The following is an 18423-nucleotide window of genomic DNA, read 5'->3' as shown; positions in this document are numbered from 1 at the left end:
TTCCCTTTTTTTTCAGTTTGAACAGAACGGGGATTTTAATGATGCCGAGCGTCCTGGCCATCTTTTAAAACAATATTTAACAATTAAATTATATACATTTATTCACATATTTAATGGATTGAAAAATCAGCGGAAATTCAATCTTCTGTTCCAATTTCTTTTCAACGGAATTTCATCCGGATCGGCGGCCCGGGCAGGCCGCGCCCACTGCCAGGCAGGCGGCCCCGGCCGCAAGAACGGCGGCGACCGCTGGCAGGTAAGCTACGGTGAACCGATCCAGTGTGAGGCCGCCCACGAAGGTGCCCAGGCCCACCCCCACGTGCATCGCGGAGAAATTCAGGCTGATGCCCGCCTGGGCCGTCGGCGCGTCCGTGCGCAGCAGAAAGCCCTGCACCACCGGCGAGATCATCCAGCTGATGCAGCTCCAGATCATGACCACGGGAGCTGCCGCCCAGGCAAACCTGCTCAGCAGCCAGGGCAATATCAGCAATACCAGCAAATAAGCCGCCGGCACCAGCACCAGCGCCTTCCCGGCCGGCAGCCGGTCGGCAATCCGCCCGCCCAGATAGCCGCCGGCCACGCCGGCCGCGCCGAAGGCCGCGAAGGCATACGCCGCGTCGGCGGCGTCCAGGTCGGCGGCATGCACGAGGTAAGGCAACAGGTAGGCGAACAGGACGAAATGCCCGGCGATCATCAGAACCGACACGCCTTGCGCCGCCACCAGGCGGCCATTGGCGAGATGGCGCCGGTAGGACAGGCGAGGCGCATCCGAGGGCCGCGCCTGCGGCACGAACAGCATGGACGCCAGCAGCACCAGGGCGGCCACGGCGGCCAGCGCCCAGAACACGCCTCTCCAGCCGCTCCATTGACTGAGCAGCATGCCCGCCGGCACGCCCAGCACCAGGGATCCGCTGATGCCCATGAATATGATGCCGATGGCGCGGCCGCGCAGCTCCGGCGCCACCTGCTCGGTGGCCAGGGTGGTGGCCAGCACGCAGACCAGGGCGCTGGCGCCGGCCATGAGGATCCGGGCGGCAAACAGCACCGCATAGACCTGGCTGCAGGCAGCCAGCGCATTGCCGGCCACGAACAGCGCCAGCGCGCCCAGGTAAAGCCGCCGGCGCTCCAGGCGCGCCGCCAGCAAGGGCGCCCAGGGCGCGGTCAAGGCAAAGCTGATGGAAAAGACCGCGGTCAACTGGCCGGCCAGCGCCACGGAAACGTCAAGACTGCCGGCCACATCCAGCACCAGGCCGACGATGATGTTTTCGGCGGTGCCGGTCACGAAAGTGGCCAGGGCGAAAAGAAAGACTCGGGGATCCATGCACTCCATCCTCTGAACGTGAATGGCCATGTCATGGCGTCCCGACACGGCCGAACAAACCGATCGGGTTTCGAGGCAGAGCTTCGGTTATCCCTGAATGCGCAAGAAACGCTTGCAAGAAGCGGCGCTGAAGAAATTGCAGAAAAACAGGCGCGTGCCGGAGCGTTCCGGCGCGAAGCCGCCGGCCCCGGCAAGGGCTGCGGCTGATTCTAGCATGCTTTCAAATGGCGCCGCGGCGGCCGCATGCCCGCCCCTCCTGCATATCGTCCCGGCATTCACTGGCCGAAAAGGCGTTTGAACGTCTCCTCGTCCCGGGCGCGCAGCTCGGCAAGCGTGTAGGTCTTGCCCCGCGGGTCCACGAAACGGTCGAGTTCGTAATACCCTTCTTTGTAGAGTTTGTAGCGCGCGGGTCCCAGCCATTCCTTCTGGTAATGCGGATCCTGGCGAGAAAACCAACGGCTGTAGTTCGTCTCCAGGCCGACTTCACCTCTCTTCACCCCCGCCTTCCTGCGTTGGGCCGGGCTCATCCGCTCCACCGGCCGGTAGGCCGCCGGCCGGGGCACGCGCTCGCCTTCTTCGCCCAGGCGATAGGAGCCGCGTACCTTGAGCGCCAGCACGAACGGCCGATTGCCGGCCAGGCTGCCGTCAAAGCTGGGCACCAGCTGCGTGCGGCACTGGATATGGTAGGGCGGGCGCGGATAAGCCGTGCCGCGCTGATACAGGGCGCCGTCCATGGCGGCGCAATATTTGCTGGTACGCCCGTCCAGCACGGCTGTCACCACGACATACCTGACTCCCGCCTGTTCGTAGACGGCTTCATGCGCGGTAATGGCGACATGGTGGCGCGCCGTGCGTATCATGCGTTCCACATCGAACCTGCCCCGCTGCCAGAGCCCGTTGCGCCAGCGCAGCCGGGCGCTGCCCCGCAGCAGCCGGACGCTGTCCTTGTCCGCCCTGCCCGCCTGCATGCCCTCGCGCAAGGCGCCCACAAGCCGCAGCCTAGCCTGGGCGGCAATCTCCGCCAACAGGTCCTCGACCTGTACGATGTCATCCAGTACGGGAGTCGCCTGGGCCGTCTCCAGGATGCGTGCGCCATCCGCTTTCATAGGAGGCAGCCCGTCCACGGCCCGCTCCAGGACCTTGCCCATATACTCGGCTTCGTAGGCGGCCAGCTCGACGGCGCTCTTGCTCCACTCGCGGCTGACCACGACCTGTATGTCGGCCACGGCCTGGTCGATGCGCGCCAGCAAGGGCTGCAGGCCGGCCGCCTCCAGGTCTTCATGAATGAACGCCTGCCGTTCGGCCGGTCCCAGCGCCGCAAGCAATTCAGGCAGGTCATCCAGCACATCCTGGCCGATCTGCTCCACCTCGTTCCAGACGCGATTGACCGCCGCCGTGGACGCGCGGTGGCTGTAGGTCGAGTGGCGCACCAGGGCGGTCACGACCGCCTGCTGGGCCCGGGCCAGTTCAGTCACGGCCTCCCCCTCCCGCAGAATCGGTGAAAACCATGCGGGGCCGGCCTGTTCAGGCAGGCCCCGCCGGAGCCGGGGCTACGGCGGGAGCCGGGCGTCACGACTTCATGCGACCGCACAGATAGGCAAGAGCGGCAACCACAGCCACGGCCGTGATGGGGTTGGCGCGGATGACATCCTTGCCGCAAGCCAGCGCGCTTTCCAAGGCGTCGCGTCCCACTTCGCCCGCATCCTGTGCAACGATGCGAGCACGCTGAGCGACTTCAGAGCTCCTGGCGGCAAACTCCCGGCCAGCTTGCTCGGCCGTGTCCACGCCCTCGTCGATCGCGCCTTTGAGTTTTTCAGTCGATTGTTCAAGTGCCATCGGTTTCTCCTGGTCATACCGCAGCATGCGGTACGGTTAGTATGGCCCTGCGGGCCTAAAAATAAGTGCTAGCTTGAAACGCCTTATGTCCAGATGTGCGCAACCGGGACGGCGCGCCGAATCGCTGCTGCTGCAAGGCGAGCTCCGCGGCCATTTCTTTATTGACCGGCCGCCCGCCGCCTTCGTCGGGATAGCCAAGCAATCCGCAAGGACAATGACGGCCGTCATCCCAACCCGGATAGTCGGTGACCGGATAGAGGCAGACGCCGTCCACGGGCACCCCTCGCTGCCGGGCGGCCCAGACTTCGTCGCACACGTAGCGGAACCACGGCCTGAGCATGTCTCCCTCAGCCCCCGTCTCGGACACGATCAAGCGCCTGCCGTACCGCCTGTAGGTCTCCTCCAGCAATTGCCGGAACGGCCGGTAGGCGGGATCGCCGCGGTCAAGCGGAGGCCCCAGATGGAACCACTGGTTGTACGGGTAGTAATTCACCCCCAGGATGTCCAGGCAATCGGGCCCGCCTCCCAGTTCCGGGTCCCGCATGCCGGCCAGCATGTCCCACGCTTCATACTGCGCCAGACGCAGGCCCTCGACCTCGGCCTGGCTGTGCGGCGGCTGGCCGACAATATGAATGACGGGCTCCGCCTGGACAAAGCGCGCCCGCGGTTCGACGTTCCTGATGGCCTGTATGGCGCGCACGGCGCTGCGCACCAGCTGCCTCTTCAGCTCCGGCCCCCTGCCCCCGGCACAGGGCGCGAACAGGCGCAGATCGCTCCCCGCCCATGCCCAGAACGAAATCTCGTTGATGGGGCAGTAAAGCGGGGGCGCATCGCTTTCGTCGCGCACCAGCCTGGCTGCCGCCGCTGCGAAACGCGCGAAGCGGTCGGGAAATTCGTCGGACCAGATATCGATGTGCGACGGCCAGCCGTAGTGGCACAAGTCCCAGATGGGCTGGACGCCCGCCTGCACCGAGGCCCGCAACATGGGCAGGAAGCTGCTCCAGTCGAACCGGTAAGGGCTGGCTTCGATCAGGTGCCAGCGCAACCCGTCGCGCACGGTCGCCAGGCCATGCCTGAGCATGGCCCGGTAATCCGAACAGGCATGGCGCGCATGCTTTGTGCCTTCGAGCAGGTCCAGGCGGACTCCGTCCGAGCGCTGTTTGGTCGAACATTCGAAGCCGCCCATGAAATAACTGTGAAATACCGTGTCATCCATGGCTTCCCGCACCCCTGTTCACATTGCATACTGCTGCTGGAGCTGCGCGTGCGCCGCTTGCTTCCGTCCCCGCGCCAGGCGCTCATAGACCGACAGCGCCTGAGCCACCACCTGGTCCATGTTGTAGTAACGATAAGACCCCAGCCGGCCCACGAAGGTCACTCCGGGGTTGCGGTCGGCCAGCATCTGGTAACGCCGGTACAAGGCTGCATTTTCGGGCCGGGGCACAGGATAATAAGGATCGCCCTGCGCGCTGGGGAACTCGTACGTGATGCTGGTACGGTCATGCTGTTGGCCGGTCAGGTACTTGTACTCCGTGATGCGCGTGTACGGCACGTCCTCCGAGGGACAGTTGACGACGGCAACCGGTTGAAAACGCGGCTGGTCCAGGGTCTCGTGCCGGAACTGCAACGACCGGTAAGGCAGTTTCCCATAGCAATAGTCAAAGAATTCATCGATCGGACCGCAATAGATCAGGTGCCCGAAATCCACGAGGTCCCGCACATCCTCATAGTCCGTGCCGGTCATGACCTCGATATTGGGATGGTCCAGCATCTTCTCGAACATGGCCGTATAGCCGCGCCGCGGCATGCACTGGAAGACATCCGTGAAGTAGCGGTCGTCTTGCGAGGTGCGCGTCGGCACGCGGGAGGTCACGGAGCTGTCCAGTTGCGAGGGATCGAGTCCCCATTGCTTGCGGGTATAGCCGCGGAAAAACTTTTCGTACAGTTCCCGGCCCACCGTTCCGACAACCACATCCTCCGACGTCTTGAAGCGCCCCACGGGCTCCGCGCGGGCCGCCAGGAAGGCCGTCGCCTCCCCGGAGGTGAAACGGCGCCCGTAAAGCAGGGACAAGGTCGTCAAGTTGATGGGCATGGGCACCAGCTTCCCATCGACGCTGGCCAGGACCCGATGCTCGTAGGGACGCCAATCGGTGAAGCGCGAGAGGTAGCCGACCACCTTCGCGCAGTTCGTATGAAAGATGTGCGGTCCGTACTTGTGGACCAGGATGCCCGCCTCGTTGTGGTAGTCATAGGCATTGCCCGCGATGTGGGGACGCTTGTCGATCACCAGCACTTTCTTGCCCAGCCCGGCGGCCAATCGCTCCGCCAGCACGCTGCCCGCAAAGCCCGCGCCCACGATCAGGTAATCGTAGCGGCGGCGGATCGGCGCGCGGCGCCGCCGCACGCGAATCATGATGTCCCGCATGCGGCGCCAGGTGTCGTCCCAGGACATGCTGGCCAGGATGGCGTCTGCCTGCCGGCACAGGTCCTCGCGATCCTGACCGCGGGGCAGCTCGCGCTCGATGGCCTGTACGAACTCCCCGGCCGTGGCCGCGATGTGCACCAGTCCGCAATCGCCATAGCTGCGCAGCACATCGGGAACCGGGGTGGACACCACGGCGCGTCCGCCGGCCAGATACTCGGGCGTTTTCGTGGGGCTGATGAATCGCGTGGACTCGTTCATGGCGAAAGGCATCAGGGCCACGTCCCAGCCCGCCAGGTAGGCGGGCAGCGTCTCGTAGGTCTTGGCGCCCAGGTAATGGATGTTCGGGCGGCGCGGCAGGCAGGCCGGATCGATCTTGACCACCGGCCCCACCATCACGAAATGCCAGTCGGGCCGCAAGACGGCCAGCTCATCGAGCAGAGCCGTATCCAGACGCTCGTCCAGCACGCCGTAGAAGCCCAGGCGCGGACCCGGTATCCCTGCCTGGTCCGCCGGCTCGGGCCCGGGCGCCCGCGCCTGTGCAAAATGAGCCACATCCACGCTGCTGGGGAACAGATGCACGTTGGAATGCAGCTTGCGCTTGCTCTCGTACAGGCTGTGCCCGCCCGTGAACACCACGTCGGCCCGCCGCATCAATCGGCGTTCGCGTTCGATCAGTTCCGGCGGCGCGCCATGAAATGCCGACAGCTCGTCCATGCAGTCGTAGACCACGGTCACAGGCTGCAGATGCTCGGAGAAAGCCAGGCTCATGGGCGTGTAGTACCACAGGTGCAGCTCTTTGGCCGGATGAGCTGCCAGGTAGGCGTCCAGCAAGCTGCGCAGCGCCCGCTCATCAGCCGCGCGGCCCTGCCCCGGCATCAGGTGGGGCACCAGGACCCGCAGGCTCGCGCAGGGCTGCTGCTCCTCAAGGTGCGGCTCATCCTGGCGGGCATCGAAGAGCGGCTCTTCGAAGTACAGCACGCTGTAGTCGCGCGCGAACCGCGTGATGAGATGCTGCGGTCGCTGATAGACAAAATTCCAGCGCAGATGAGAAAAGCACAACAGCACAGGCTGCCTGCCGCCCGCCAATAAGGAAGTAGCCGGTTTCATGAGTTCCACCTTGAAGAAATAGGATCTGGTGCTGGAATACGCCGCCCGGACAGTCCTGCAGAGCCGCAGCTCCCGCCCTGCCGGCAAAGGCCTGCGATGCGCCTGGACGGCCTGGGTGGGCACGCTTCAGCAAATAGCGCTCCCAAGGCCCTGCGCGAACGCAGGCCTCCAGGCACTGCGGAAAACACGCTGTGCACAAGGGGAAGACTTTGTGCAATAATTGCCGACTTGATCGCACAGATCTGCCCCTCTAGCTCATGCCTGGTTAGAGCAGCGGACTCATAATCCGTTGGTGCCGTGTTCGACTCACGGGGGGGGCACCAGTATTCATGCGGCTCACAGCGATGTGGGCCGTTTTTTCTTGCACCGCAATTTCAGCCTCGCTCCGCAAAGCCTATTTTGTAGGTCCGACTTTTTCCCCTCGACGGTTGCGGACGTAATGCTCGGTCATTGCGACCGAGGTGTGCCCGAGCTGGCGCTGAGCCTGTCGAATATCCCCCGCGCTGTCCGCCTTGTCAGTGCCAGCTTTGGCCCGGAGGTCCCGGAACTGGAAAAGGTTCTTGGGCACGCCGGCTGTCTCCCTGGCCTTGTCAAATCGGCTGCGCAGGGCATCGCGGTCCAGAGGTTGCCCGCGCTCGTTCACAATCAGGGCGGTGGCCACGATCTTGTAGGATGCCTTGCGCAGGCGAATGCGAGTGATGACCGCCGCCAGCTCGCCTTCAATGGTGATCCGCAGTTTCTTCCCCGTCTTTCCCTGCTGAATCTCCAGCGCCCCATCCCGAACATCGCGTTCATCCAGGCCGAGCGTATCGGCTGGCCGTTGGCCAGTAAGGTAGGCTAAGTCCATGGCGTCACGTAAGGGCTGATCGGCGGCCGCGTATACCGCGCTGTAGACGTCATCCTCAACATAGACATCCCGTCCGGTCTCGCGCGTTTTCCGGACGCCCGCTGACGGGTTTGGGGCACTCGTCAAACCCATCTCTCGGGCATAGTTGAATATGTGACTGAAAAGAGCCAGCTCCCGATTGGCTCGAACGCCGCCAGCGTCCGCCGGTGCATCTTTCCCCTGCGCCCTAAGACGGGCCCGCGTCCTTTCGATGCGCCAGGTCCGATACTGGCAAATGTGTTGCGGCTCAATCAACTCCAATGCCGCGGGCGGGTTGTCAAAAAACTCATACAGGACTTCCAGCTCTTTGATGTTGTCCTCGCGCGTGTGCTGGGCTTTGGATGGAAGAACGTCGCGCACGTAGCGCAAGGCGGCATCTCGGAAAATGACTGTAGGGGCTGGAGTGCTGGAATCGGCCTCCAGCTCGGCCCATCGCTGCACAGCAAACACATAATCGGAGCCGAGCGGGATTTCTTTGCGTGGCTTACCGCCCGCGTCGTAATAGTAGAACACTCGGCCGGATCGCTGGACCCGGCGCCGCATTCGCGGCGGCAGGTTGGTGTTCTTGGTGGGCTTCCTCCCCATGCGGACCTATCCTCCTGACAGAACATTCGGCTGCCAGGCCCGTGCTGGGCCTGTGTCGGGTCGGCATAACCACCGATACCGCTCTGCATCCACCTTGTCGGCATCCTGGCTGGACTGCGCAGCGTCGCAGTTCTCGCAATGCCCAGCAGCAGCGATGAAGCCCGCGCCGTAGCTCATAGATGGGTCGAGGTCGCCGCAGCCGCAGAAAACCATGTCGCCGTCCTGCTGCGCCTGGGTGACAAGTGCTGCTGCACAAGTCCCGCGGGCACGGTCATTTCAACAACGGATGTGCATCCCTCTGCCATGAGCTCGATATCGGGTGTGTGGTGGGGGGGAGTGAGAACGGATGGAGAGCCAAGCAATGGTCACCGAAGAACAATTCTTGAAGGACGTGGAGAGCCACGTCAGGGAGATCATCATGGAAGACGGCCTGTACCGGCATATCCGCTTTCGCCGGCCCGGCACGATGTGTATGCACTTCGACCTGATCACCTGGCCGGGATACCTCTGTTACACGGTCGATATGGGCACGTACGTGTTCTGGCGCCTGGAGAATATGTTCGAGTTCTTCCGCACCGACCGAGAGTATGCCCAGCGTCACGGCAAGCAGTTGGTCATCAATAAGGGCTACTGGGCCCAAAAGCTGCAGGCCGTTGATGGGAATAGCCACCGAGCCAGCGTGACTGAGTTCGATCAGGACAGATTCAAGGAAGTCATCAACGAGTACCGCAAAAACTGGATCAAGGCCGCCAAAGAGGACGGGTCTCTCAACGCAGTAGAGCGCCGCGAGCTATGGGAAGAAGTGGAAGACCGAGTGCTTCGTTGCGTGGATGACGGCGGCGAGCGCGCCCAAATAGCCGCATATGACTTTTCCTGGAACCCCGGACTCCCCGGCTCAGGCCGCCCGCGCTGGCAGTTTGATGACCTGTTCGAACACAGCTTCGCAAAATTCACGGGGCGCTTCATGTGGTGCTGCTACGCACTGGCCTGGGGCATTCAAAAATACGACGAACACAAGGAGGCCGCCAATGCGCCAGAACCAGCCCATGCATGACGACATGCGCCGCAACCCCGTCCAGGCCCTCAGTCAGGAATCCATCAACCTGCAGCGTGCCGCCCAGGTCTACTACGGCACACGCTCATTCATCGCGGTGGTGTCGAACGCCGCCCCCAACCCTGGCTACTACAGCCTCAAAGACAATCACCAGTTACCAAGCACGCAACGCAGGGTCCAGCTCCAACCCAAAGGCCCATAATACCTGGGCGGCGTCGCCGAGATTTTTGCGCATGCCGTCATCCAGCTTGCCCAGGGAATGCCAATTGAGTGGACCAGTCGGATTATTCTGATGATCACGGAGCAGGATCATGCTTCGATCGACCAAGTTCTGCAACTCCACAACCGTCGGGTAGGGCAGCGTTTGCCAGTCCTGATAGGAGGCCTCCACCGCGAGGCTCAAACCACGCAAAGCATCGGACACGGCGGGCCCATTTCCCGCGATCAAAGCCGACCACAGAAGGCTTCGCGCGTTATACAGGCTCGGAGCCCGATTAAGAACAAATTCGGTCCCTACCCTCTCTGCCAGCAAGCCGAGACGGCTCGCCTCCGCACAATAGCCCTTATGCTGCAGGGCCTGTTGGACAGCATGTATTTTTTGGAAATCCAATGCGCCCAGCAGCGTCTTGAACTCGTCCCTAGAGAAATTTTCCAAATTGCCGAATTGCCTACCGTCGGTGAGTGTCATCAAATGCGCACGCAGGTCTTGCTCATTCTCTGGGTCAGCAGTCTGCACATCGACAATCCGCGACCAGTTATACACCTTATAGCGGGACACTTCCTGATTCACGGCTTTTGCAATATCCCCCAGCAAGCGAGACATTTGCATACGCAACGCATCATCAGGACGAATCGAAATCTTGTCCAGAACAGCTTTGCAGGCCGCCTCGCTACTCAGTACCCCATGGGTCAGAGCGACAAGTTCGAATTCACTTAATTCCTTCAGGTAAGTGTCCAGGCAGTACTTTGCCCCCTTCAGCGAGTACAAGTCACCTGTCGCGGGCGCATTCAGCGCTATCAGCGCTCGGACAATTCTGGAGCAGTCACGGGCTTTGACGAACCGGCCTTCCTCATCCACTTTGACCGTCAAACTGCCCAGCAAATCGCCGATATAACGGCTATTGACGCGGACCTCGACACGGGCCTTGAGCAATTCCTCGCGCTGCGCCCGCGCTTCTGGAGACTCGCGGGTGAAGTAAGCTTTCAAATTAGTGCATCTATCGGCCAGTGAACGGCGCATTTCCGACAACAGCACACCGGCGCGGCTGGCAGGGGCCGTGGCGCCCACCTCCGTGAAACGCAGATTACCCTTGGTTCCCAAAGTACAAGATCCCAGGTCTGTCCGCTTCAGCGACGGACCCTGCGAGTTATCCATCTGGGCAAAGGAGCTAGAACGGCTCAGGCTAAGGGAGCTAGGAATGGTGAACGTTCTTTCGTGCATGATCATCTCTCTCAGGAAAATTGGACGCCGGCACCCAAACCAGGATTAAGAACGCTAACGGTCTTCGCCACGGATCAAAGCACATAGCCGCCCCCACGGACGCCGTCAACTCAACATTTGGTAACCGATGGGTATTTGGCGTTCCTTTACCCGAACGTTGAACGCATTGCGGGCTCGGCCATACCTCACTCAAAGACACAGATCAGCCTGCAGCGCGCCGCCCAGGTCTACGGCACACGCGCATTCATCCCGGTGGTGTCGAACGCCGCCCCCAATTCTGACTATTACAGCCTCAAGGAGAGTCACCGATTAGCAAACACGCGACTCGAGATCCATCTCCAGCTTCAACCCAAACCTGCGCAAGACCACGGCGGCGGCGTCGAGATTTTTGCGCATGCCGTCATCCAGATCGCCCAAGGAATACCAATTGAGGGGGCCAACCGGATTACTCTGATGATCACGGAGCAGGTTCTTGCTATCCTCAACCAGTCGCTGCACTGGCCAAACTGAACCGTCGGGCAGAGCCCCCCAAGTCTGATGGGTTTCCTCCATCGCGAGACTCAAACGATACAAAGCATCGGGTAGGGCGAGCCTGTTGCCCGCGCCCAAAGCCGAGCGCAGATTGAATTGTTGGTCATGCAGGCTATCCGGAGCCCGTCTATGAAACTCGGACTCCAACGAGTGCAGCAGCTCAAGGACATGATCCTCCATCCATAAATTCTCAGTCTGTCGCAGTGCCTGTCGGATGACATCCAAATTTTGGGAAGAATGCAGTACGCCCAGCAACCCCTTGAACTCGTCAGTAGACAACGTCGCGAAATAATACAAATGTGCGTCTACATCTTGGGAGACCTCCATCAATTGCTTGGTCAGGTCTAGCGCATTCACTGGATCAGCAGCCAGCAACTCGACAACCTTCGATAAGGGGGCATGCATGGCATCATGGATTAATCGCTGATTCAGGGCTTCTTTAATATCCCCCAACACCCGAGACGCCTGTATACGCAACGGGTCATCAGGACGAAGCGAAATCCTGTCCAGAACGGCTTCGCAGGATGAATTGTTGCTCAGCACCCCATCACACAAAGCATCGATGTCAAGTTCATTTAACTCAGCCATGTAGGTGTCCAGGCAGTTCCTCGCTCCCTTCAACGAGTACAAACCGCTCTCTGGCGGCAGATTTAGCTCTTTTAGCGCTTGGGCAATGCCGGAGAGCTTCTTGGGATCGATAGGCTGGGGGAACGCCCGGGCCGTCAGACTGCCCAGCAAATTGCCGATGCGACGGCTGTTGGCACGAGCCTCGGCCAGCTCCTCGCGCTGCGCTCGCGCCTCCGAGGACTCCCCGGTGAAATAAGCTGTGAAGTCCGCCCCTCTAGCGGCCAATGACCGGCGCATCTCCGACAATAGCACCCCGGCCCTACGGGCAGGCGCTGTCCCTCCCTTATTGTATTTCAGGTTGCCGATGGTCCCCAGAGGACAAGATTCCAAATCTTCCCGTTGTAGCTGTAGCACCAGCTCCTGCTGGCCATCTGCCGGGACAGCAATGTTAGAGGTTTGAGTAAACATGATCTTTTTTTTTCGGTCGAATGAGACCCCGGCACCCAAACCAGGATCAGGAGCGCTGCCGGTCATCGCCACAGACCAAAACACATGGCCATCACAACGCAGTCGCCGGCATATCAAAGTTAGGTGACCGACGCCCACCTGACGTTCCTTTAACCGCTCGTTGAGTGCGTTGCGGGCTCGGCCATCCCCCCCACAGAAACAGCTCAGCCTTCAGCGCGCTAGCCAGGCGTACGGCGCGCGCGTTCATTTCCGATCGCGTAGAACGCTCCTTATCACCCCAATTCCGAATATCACCTGCTAAAGGAGAATCACCGATGAGCAGCATCAACACCCAAGCGCAGGCCTGCGTTGCTTGCGAAGGAAATCCAGCACCAGAGAATACGCCCTGCGCTGTGTGCGGCACCGCCAGCCTGCCGCGAGCAGGGGCATAAGCGAAAGCAAAACCGCAATCCTGGCGGATGCCATGCGGTGGGCAGACGTTCGCAACAATTACCGCAGCGTGGAAGAACTGCACAAATCAAACCGCGACTTTGTGCTGCGCATCGAATCCGAATTGATGCTTGTGGCTGAACGCGCTGCCGAGGATGCGAGTATTGCCGCCCCTGTGAGCGCGGAGCCGGTGGCGTGGACACGCGCCCACCCTGACGGATCATTGACCACGGAAATTCTTCTGAGCAGCGCAATAGAAAATGTACGGAAACAGTCTGGCGCATGGGTTCCTCTTTGCCCCGCCCCCGTTGCCGCCCAGGCGCAGCAAGAAGCCGACAAGGTGGATGCAGAGCGGTATCGGGCATGGCGCGACGCGCTAATCACGGGGAAAACCTCGGAGCACGACTTTATCCGCTTGGTGGCCGACAGCCTACCGACAAGCGTGGGAGTGAGCAGGCGACCGACCGTTGCAGAATAGGACGCCGCCATCGACGCAGCCTGTAAGGGGACAGGCCAGTGACCGGCACCATCGCGGACATGCCCGCCGTGAGCGCTAAAGACTGGAATCTGCCCGGCCCTGTGCCGGGTTTTTGATGGGAGTAAGATATGCAACAACGAGACCTGATCGACATCAAGCAGGCTGCTGCAATGTTGGGCGGCCTGCACTCTGAGCACGTCCGTGGGCGCCTGATGAAGCGGGCGGACTTCCCCAGGCCCTTCAGAATAGCCGGCCGCGTGATGCTGGACCGCCTGGAAGTGGCGAAGTGGATTGAGATGCAGCGCCAGCCAATTGATGGTCGCACTACGCAAAAATCACGCGACGTCGTCTCAAGAGCAGCATGAATGCTCTACCCCATGGTGCTCGGGGGGGCACCAGTATTCATGCGGGTTTGCAGGCTTTCTGGGAACCAGCGCAAAATTTCGGTGGGGGAAAATTTGACACTCACCGCAAGAGCCCGCCTTCAAGGCGGGTTTTTTTATGCACCTCTCCTGCAGCCTAGGGGCGTCTGCAGGGCAAACCCTGTAGGCCTGATTGGTGAAAGAGCTGCAGCAGATCACAATAAAGGGAAGCGATCAGCGCGAGCGTGGCAGAGGCTGGGCGCTGTGGAAAACACTGATTGCGCTAACAAGAACGAATCCCAGCCAGCGTCAGAAGACCTGCCTTTTTACACGCTTTGCCAAGTGTGGATTGACCAAGCACAAGAGTACGGTAACTGAAATGTCCTAATACGGTCTAAAACCACTTTTGCTCGGCGGCGGGCAGCCACTATGGAAATATTCAAGGAAATGCCGCCCAGGCGCATCAGCTTGGTGATGCGGTACCATATCGACTACTCGTTTACCGTCGATCTGCAGTCATACAATAAAGGAAATGTCGTGATCTCCGTCCGGTCGATTAAAGCGAACGAGTGGCATAAATACCGAGAACTACGACTGCGCGCGCTTCGTGACTCACCAAATGCTTTTGGAAGCACTTACGAAGCAGAAAAAACAAGAACGAGTGATATATGGATGTCGCAAATCGACGCAGCCACATCCTCCGGAATAGACTGTGTTTTATTCGCCGAAATGCATGGAGTCGTATGTGGTCTGGTTTGGTGCAAATTGTCCATCACTGATCCAGGCACGGCAGATATCTACCAGATGTGGGTTGACCCCGCCGCACGTGGATTAGGAGCCGGTTACGCTTTGCTCGATGCGGCTGTCACATGGGCACGAAGGACAGATGCTCGCCGTGTCCGCTTGGGGGTCACGGATGCCGACAGCCAGGCAATGCGACTGTATAAGAGTTATGGCTTTCACCAGACTGGAGAAACATGGCCGCTACGTGACGGCTCTCGACTCAAGGCGCAGACACTGGAGTTGAACTTCGGCGCCGACTAATTCGCAGTTACCGGACGCATGGTTTAAGTTTCTCCTTGACCACATGCAACGCGCCTGAACTTGAACAACCGCTTCCGGTCTGCAGTAGCGGACATCTTTGGCGCAATACGAGCTGGACATCAGTCGTCGATATAGCAGACCTTACTCGACAGAGAGATTTAATTCCCGACGAACGGTCGGTTCAAAAGCATCGAAGAGATGGGCGGCCTGCGCGGTAAGAGCGAGCGTCATCCCTTCCGGACACCCCGGCCCCACCCTAAAGGAATCTGCCCATGATGCAAATCGCCGTCGGCAAGCATGTTTCCGTCAAGACCGGCCCGGTCCGCTCCAAGAACCTGGCCGAGCAGAACGCCGCATCACCGCTATCGCAGACAAGGAGCGTCACCGATTAGCAAACACGCGACTCAGGCTCTATTTCCAACCCAAAGTTGCGCAGAACCTCGGCGGCGGTGTTGAGGTTCGCGCGCATGTCGTCATCCAGCTTGCGCAGAGAATGCCCGTTGAGCGGGCCAGCCGGATTATTCTGATTGTCACGCAGTATGTCCATGGCTCGCTCGATGGACTCCTGCAAATACACGATCGAGTGGGAATGCAACTGTCCAAAAACCGCTAGAATCTGACTTGCCCCGACGCTCAATTCATGCAAGAGTCTGCAGGCTTCGTGCTGATCTCCGCTGAACGAAGCCATATTCAGACGCATCGTCATCTCGTCCTTCATCAGGATTTCGTAAGACCGGACACAGAACTCTGATTCAAACGACTTGCTGACCTGCACCCACACAGCAAAGGCCTGGTCCCCGATGTAGTCCTCATTCTCCACATGAACGATCATTCGAGACAGAATCTGTCGGACGCGATTCAAACTCTCAGGCATCACTGCGGACCGCAGATTCTTCAATTCGTCCGCCGATAAGCTTCTGAAATAATGGTTCAGCCTGCCCTCGTCTTCGGAAACATTCATCAGTTGCGCGCCGTCGGAAACCTTCATCAGTTGCGCGCACAGCTCGCGCGCGTCCACTGGAGAGGACGCCAGCAGATCGACCACCTTGCACAAAGGCTCATGCACGACGCGACGGACCTCCCGCCGGTCCACGGCTTCTGCAATATTCATCAACGCGTGCGACGCCTTCCTACGGAGCGCATCGTCAGGACAAATCGAAATCCTGTCCAGAACGGCGTTACGAGCTTTTGTATTGGTCAGCACCCCACCAGTCAGAGCTGCAAGATCCAACCCTCTTAGCTCCTCCAGATAAGTGTCCAGGCAGCACTTCACTCCCTCCAGCGAGTCCAGGTCGCCCGACCGCGAGCGTAGCGACAGCTCTATCAGCGCTCGGGCGATTCTAGAGCAATCATTATGGTTGACGAAATCACCTCGCTCATTCACCTTGGCTGTCAAGCTGCCCAGCAAACCACCGATGAGACGGCCAGTGACGCGGGCTTCAACCGATCTCTGGCGCTGCGCTCGCGCCACTATGGAATCATGAATGGAGTAAGCGTTTAAATCCGCCTCTCCGTCGGTTAATGACCGGCGCATTTCCGGCAACAGAACGCCGACGCGACTGGCGGGGGTCGCGGCGTCCTCCCGCACAGTGAACTGCAGGTTACCATTGAGCCCCAGAGCGCAAGGCTCCGAGTCTACCTGCCCCAGCAGCAGATCCTGAGTGCCATATGCCGGACTATCCAGACTATCTGTCGGGGCATGGAGGCTAGAAATGCTCGGGTTACGGGAGCTAAGAGTGGTAAACGGTGTTAGGTTCATGACTATATTCCTCGAAGCGATTAAGCCCTGACCTCAAAACCAGGGTCAGGAACGCTAACGGTCTTCGCCACAGATCAACGCACCTAGCCGTCCCATCGCAGTCGCCGTCATACCACGGTTTGGTAACCGGCGACCACTGGACGTTCCTTGTCCGCGCGCCGCACGCATTGCCGACCTGGCCGCATACCCTACAGGCACTGGTCCGGCTGCAGCGCGCCGGCCATGGCTATGACGTGCGCGCACGGTCGCCCCGCCCCTGCCGGGCGCCCTCCCCCTCGGGGCGGGTGTCTGACGGGAGCAAGATATGCAACAACCAGTCCTGATCGACACCACGCAGACTGCTGCCATGCAGGGCGGCCTGCACGCCTCAGCGCTTGCACTTCTTCTTGAAAATGCCCGCCCTGCCCGCACCAAGCCTCAGGATTAAAATAATGAAGGGCCTGACAATAATTCATCAACTCATGTATTATTGAAGTATGCAAGAAATCAATGCCATCCAGGCGCTATCGGCCCTGGCCCACGAAAGTCGATTGCGAATTTTTCGCATATTGATCATGGCAGGACCAGAAGGTCTGACTCCCAGCAACCTCGCCGAGCAACTGGGCATCGCTCCCAACGCGCTCTCCTTTCACCTCAAAGAGCTCTCGCATGCCGAGCTGGTCAGCCAGGAACGGCACGGGCGCAACGTGCTGTACCGTGCTCAATTTTCCACGATGAATGATTTATTGGCGTATCTCACCGAGAACTGCTGCCAAGGCGCTTCGTGCACACCCGCTTCTGCTACTGCCTGCAAATGCTGAACGATAGAGCTCGATGAGCATGTTGACCGCCATCCTGATTTTCGTCTTCACACTGATCCTGGTCATCTGGCAGCCACGTGGCCTGGGCATTGGCTGGAGCGCATCGGCAGGCGCGGCCCTTGCCTTGCTGCTGGGAGTCGTTCACCTGAGCGACATCCCCATTGTCTGGGGCATCGTCTGGAACGCCACCGCCACTTTCACAGCGATCATCATCATCAGCCTGCTGCTCGATGAGGCCGGTTTTTTTGAATGGGCCGCGCTTCACTTTGCACGCTGGGGCGGCGGCAGCGGACTCAAGCTGTTCGCCTTGATCGTACTGCTTGGAGCCGCTGTGGCCGCATTGTTCGCCAATGACGGCGCCGCCCTGATCCTGACGCCCATCGTAATGGCCATGCTGCTTGCCCTTGGTTTTTCCCCTGCGGCAACGCTGGCTTTTGTCATGGCCGCCGGCTTCATCGCCGACACCGCCAGCCTGCCGCTGGTTGTCTCCAATCTGGTCAACATCGTGTCCGCCGATTACTTCGGCATCGGTTTCACCGATTATGCGTCCGTGATGGCGCCCGTCAATATTGTCTCGGTCCTGGCCAGCCTGTGTGTGCTGGCCCTGTTCTTTCGACGAGACATACCGGCCGCCTACAAGCTGGAGCAGCTCAGGCAGCCTTCCGCGGCAATCAAGGATCTGACCGCTTTCCGCACCGGCTGGGCCGTATTGGTCCTGCTTTTGCTCGGTTTTTTTGCACTTGAGCCCTTGGGGGTTCCCGTTAGCGCCGTCGCCGCCGCCGGCGCCGCGCTCCTGCTGGGGGTGGACGCCCGCGGAACCGCCATCAGCGCAAGAAAAGTGCTGCATGGCGCGCCATGGCAAATTGTCGTGTTCTCGCTGGGCATGTATCTGGTGGTGTATGGCCTGCGCAATGCCGGCCTGACCGACTACATCGCCGTGCTGCTGAATCGGTTCGCTGAAGCAGGCGTCTGGGGGGCGGCGATGGGAACCGGCGTGCTCTCCGCGCTGCTGTCCTCGATCATGAACAATATGCCCGCTGTGCTGGTCGGCGCACTCTCGATCGATGCATCCGCTGCCAGCGATACGGTCAAGGACGCCATGATTTATGCCAATGTGATCGGCAGCGACCTGGGCCCGAAGCTCACCCCCCATCGGCAGCCTGGCCACGTTGCTGTGGCTGCATGTACTGGCCAGGAAAGGCATGACCATCAGTTGGGCCTACTACTTCAAAGTGGGCGCCGTACTGACGACACCTGTACTGCTCGCCACCTTGGCTGCGTTGGCCTTGCGCCTGAGCGCCGGCTCCTGAATCTGCCTTGAGGAATCGAA

Annotated in this window: 15 protein-coding genes, 1 tRNA gene and 1 pseudogene; 8 read left to right on the top strand and 9 right to left on the bottom strand. The window is 60.3% G+C overall.

Going from position 1 to position 18423, the window contains the following annotated elements:
• Positions 1 to 172: 172 nt before the first annotated feature.
• From ACF3ND_RS06650 to glf, 5 genes are all read right to left on the bottom strand, one after another.
• Positions 173 to 1321: an MFS transporter gene (locus ACF3ND_RS06650; protein ID WP_394065289.1), complete on the bottom strand. Its 1149-nt coding sequence runs from the start codon at positions 1319 to 1321 to the stop codon at positions 173 to 175.
• A gap of 275 nt (positions 1322 to 1596) precedes the next feature.
• Complete coding sequence (locus ACF3ND_RS06645) at positions 1597 to 2796, bottom strand: minor capsid protein (protein WP_394065288.1); 1200 nt, start codon at positions 2794 to 2796, stop codon at positions 1597 to 1599.
• 94 nt (positions 2797 to 2890) lie between these two features.
• Positions 2891 to 3157 carry a hypothetical protein gene (locus tag ACF3ND_RS06640; protein ID WP_394065287.1) on the bottom strand — a complete coding sequence of 89 codons (267 nt, stop codon included), beginning with the start codon at positions 3155 to 3157 and terminating at the stop codon, positions 2891 to 2893.
• Between the two features lie 55 nt (positions 3158 to 3212).
• A complete protein-coding gene (locus ACF3ND_RS06635; protein ID WP_394065286.1) occupies positions 3213 to 4373 on the bottom strand; it encodes a beta-glucosidase in 1161 nt (386 codons plus the stop codon).
• An 18-nt stretch (positions 4374 to 4391) separates the two neighbouring features.
• Positions 4392 to 6689, bottom strand: a complete 2298-nt coding sequence (gene glf, locus ACF3ND_RS06630; protein WP_394065285.1) for a UDP-galactopyranose mutase — start codon at positions 6687 to 6689, stop codon at positions 4392 to 4394.
• Between the two features lie 244 nt (positions 6690 to 6933).
• Here glf and ACF3ND_RS06625 point away from each other — a divergent pair.
• A tRNA-Ile gene (locus tag ACF3ND_RS06625) sits at positions 6934 to 7012 on the top strand.
• A 71-nt stretch (positions 7013 to 7083) separates the two neighbouring features.
• Here ACF3ND_RS06625 and ACF3ND_RS06620 read toward each other — a convergent pair.
• Positions 7084 to 8160 carry a tyrosine-type recombinase/integrase gene (locus ACF3ND_RS06620; RefSeq protein WP_394065284.1) on the bottom strand — a complete coding sequence of 359 codons (1077 nt, stop codon included), beginning with the start codon at positions 8158 to 8160 and terminating at the stop codon, positions 7084 to 7086.
• Between the two features lie 361 nt (positions 8161 to 8521).
• On the opposite strand from ACF3ND_RS06620, the gene ACF3ND_RS06615 reads away from it, so the two are divergent.
• Positions 8522 to 9214, top strand: a complete 693-nt coding sequence (locus tag ACF3ND_RS06615; RefSeq protein ID WP_394065283.1) for a hypothetical protein — start codon at positions 8522 to 8524, stop codon at positions 9212 to 9214.
• Positions 9215 to 9368: 154 nt separating this feature from the next.
• On the opposite strand, the gene ACF3ND_RS06610 is transcribed toward ACF3ND_RS06615, so the two are convergent.
• Positions 9369 to 10661, bottom strand: a complete 1293-nt coding sequence (locus ACF3ND_RS06610; RefSeq protein ID WP_394065282.1) for a hypothetical protein — start codon at positions 10659 to 10661, stop codon at positions 9369 to 9371.
• 303 nt (positions 10662 to 10964) lie between these two features.
• On the bottom strand, positions 10965 to 12287 hold the full coding sequence (locus ACF3ND_RS06605; protein ID WP_394065281.1) for a hypothetical protein: 1323 nt from the start codon (positions 12285 to 12287) through the stop codon (positions 10965 to 10967).
• Positions 12288 to 12684: 397 nt separating this feature from the next.
• Between ACF3ND_RS06605 and ACF3ND_RS06600 the strand changes: the two genes are divergently transcribed.
• The 3 genes from ACF3ND_RS06600 (at position 12685) to ACF3ND_RS06590 (ending at position 14534) form a co-directional block, all read left to right on the top strand.
• Positions 12685 to 13128 carry a hypothetical protein gene (locus tag ACF3ND_RS06600; RefSeq protein WP_394065280.1) on the top strand — a complete coding sequence of 148 codons (444 nt, stop codon included), beginning with the start codon at positions 12685 to 12687 and terminating at the stop codon, positions 13126 to 13128.
• Positions 13129 to 13256: 128 nt separating this feature from the next.
• Complete coding sequence (locus ACF3ND_RS06595; protein WP_394065279.1) at positions 13257 to 13493, top strand: hypothetical protein; 237 nt, start codon at positions 13257 to 13259, stop codon at positions 13491 to 13493.
• A gap of 426 nt (positions 13494 to 13919) precedes the next feature.
• Entirely contained in the window at positions 13920 to 14534 is a 615-nt protein-coding gene (locus ACF3ND_RS06590) for a GNAT family N-acetyltransferase (protein WP_394065278.1), read from the top strand.
• Positions 14535 to 14922: 388 nt separating this feature from the next.
• On the opposite strand, the gene ACF3ND_RS06585 is transcribed toward ACF3ND_RS06590, so the two are convergent.
• Positions 14923 to 16293 (bottom strand): hypothetical protein, encoded by a 1371-nt coding sequence (locus tag ACF3ND_RS06585; protein ID WP_394065277.1) that lies wholly within the window; start codon positions 16291 to 16293, stop codon positions 14923 to 14925.
• A gap of 304 nt (positions 16294 to 16597) precedes the next feature.
• Here ACF3ND_RS06585 and ACF3ND_RS06580 point away from each other — a divergent pair, with 304 nt between their 5' ends.
• From ACF3ND_RS06580 to ACF3ND_RS06570, 3 genes and pseudogenes are all read left to right on the top strand, one after another.
• Complete coding sequence (locus ACF3ND_RS06580) at positions 16598 to 16720, top strand: hypothetical protein (RefSeq protein WP_394065276.1); 123 nt, start codon at positions 16598 to 16600, stop codon at positions 16718 to 16720.
• 49 nt (positions 16721 to 16769) lie between these two features.
• Positions 16770 to 17093: an ArsR/SmtB family transcription factor gene (locus ACF3ND_RS06575; RefSeq protein ID WP_394065275.1), complete on the top strand. Its 324-nt coding sequence runs from the start codon at positions 16770 to 16772 to the stop codon at positions 17091 to 17093.
• A 19-nt stretch (positions 17094 to 17112) separates the two neighbouring features.
• Positions 17113 to 18403: pseudogene (locus tag ACF3ND_RS06570) on the top strand (arsenic transporter).
• The last annotated feature ends 20 nt before the right edge of the window (positions 18404 to 18423 follow it).

Source organism: Alcaligenes sp. WGS1538, assembly GCF_043187505.1.
Classification (GTDB): Bacteria; Pseudomonadota; Gammaproteobacteria; order Burkholderiales; family Burkholderiaceae_B; genus Alcaligenes.
Note: the sequence above shows the minus strand (reverse complement) of the source record. Positions and strands in the feature narration are given on the sequence as shown.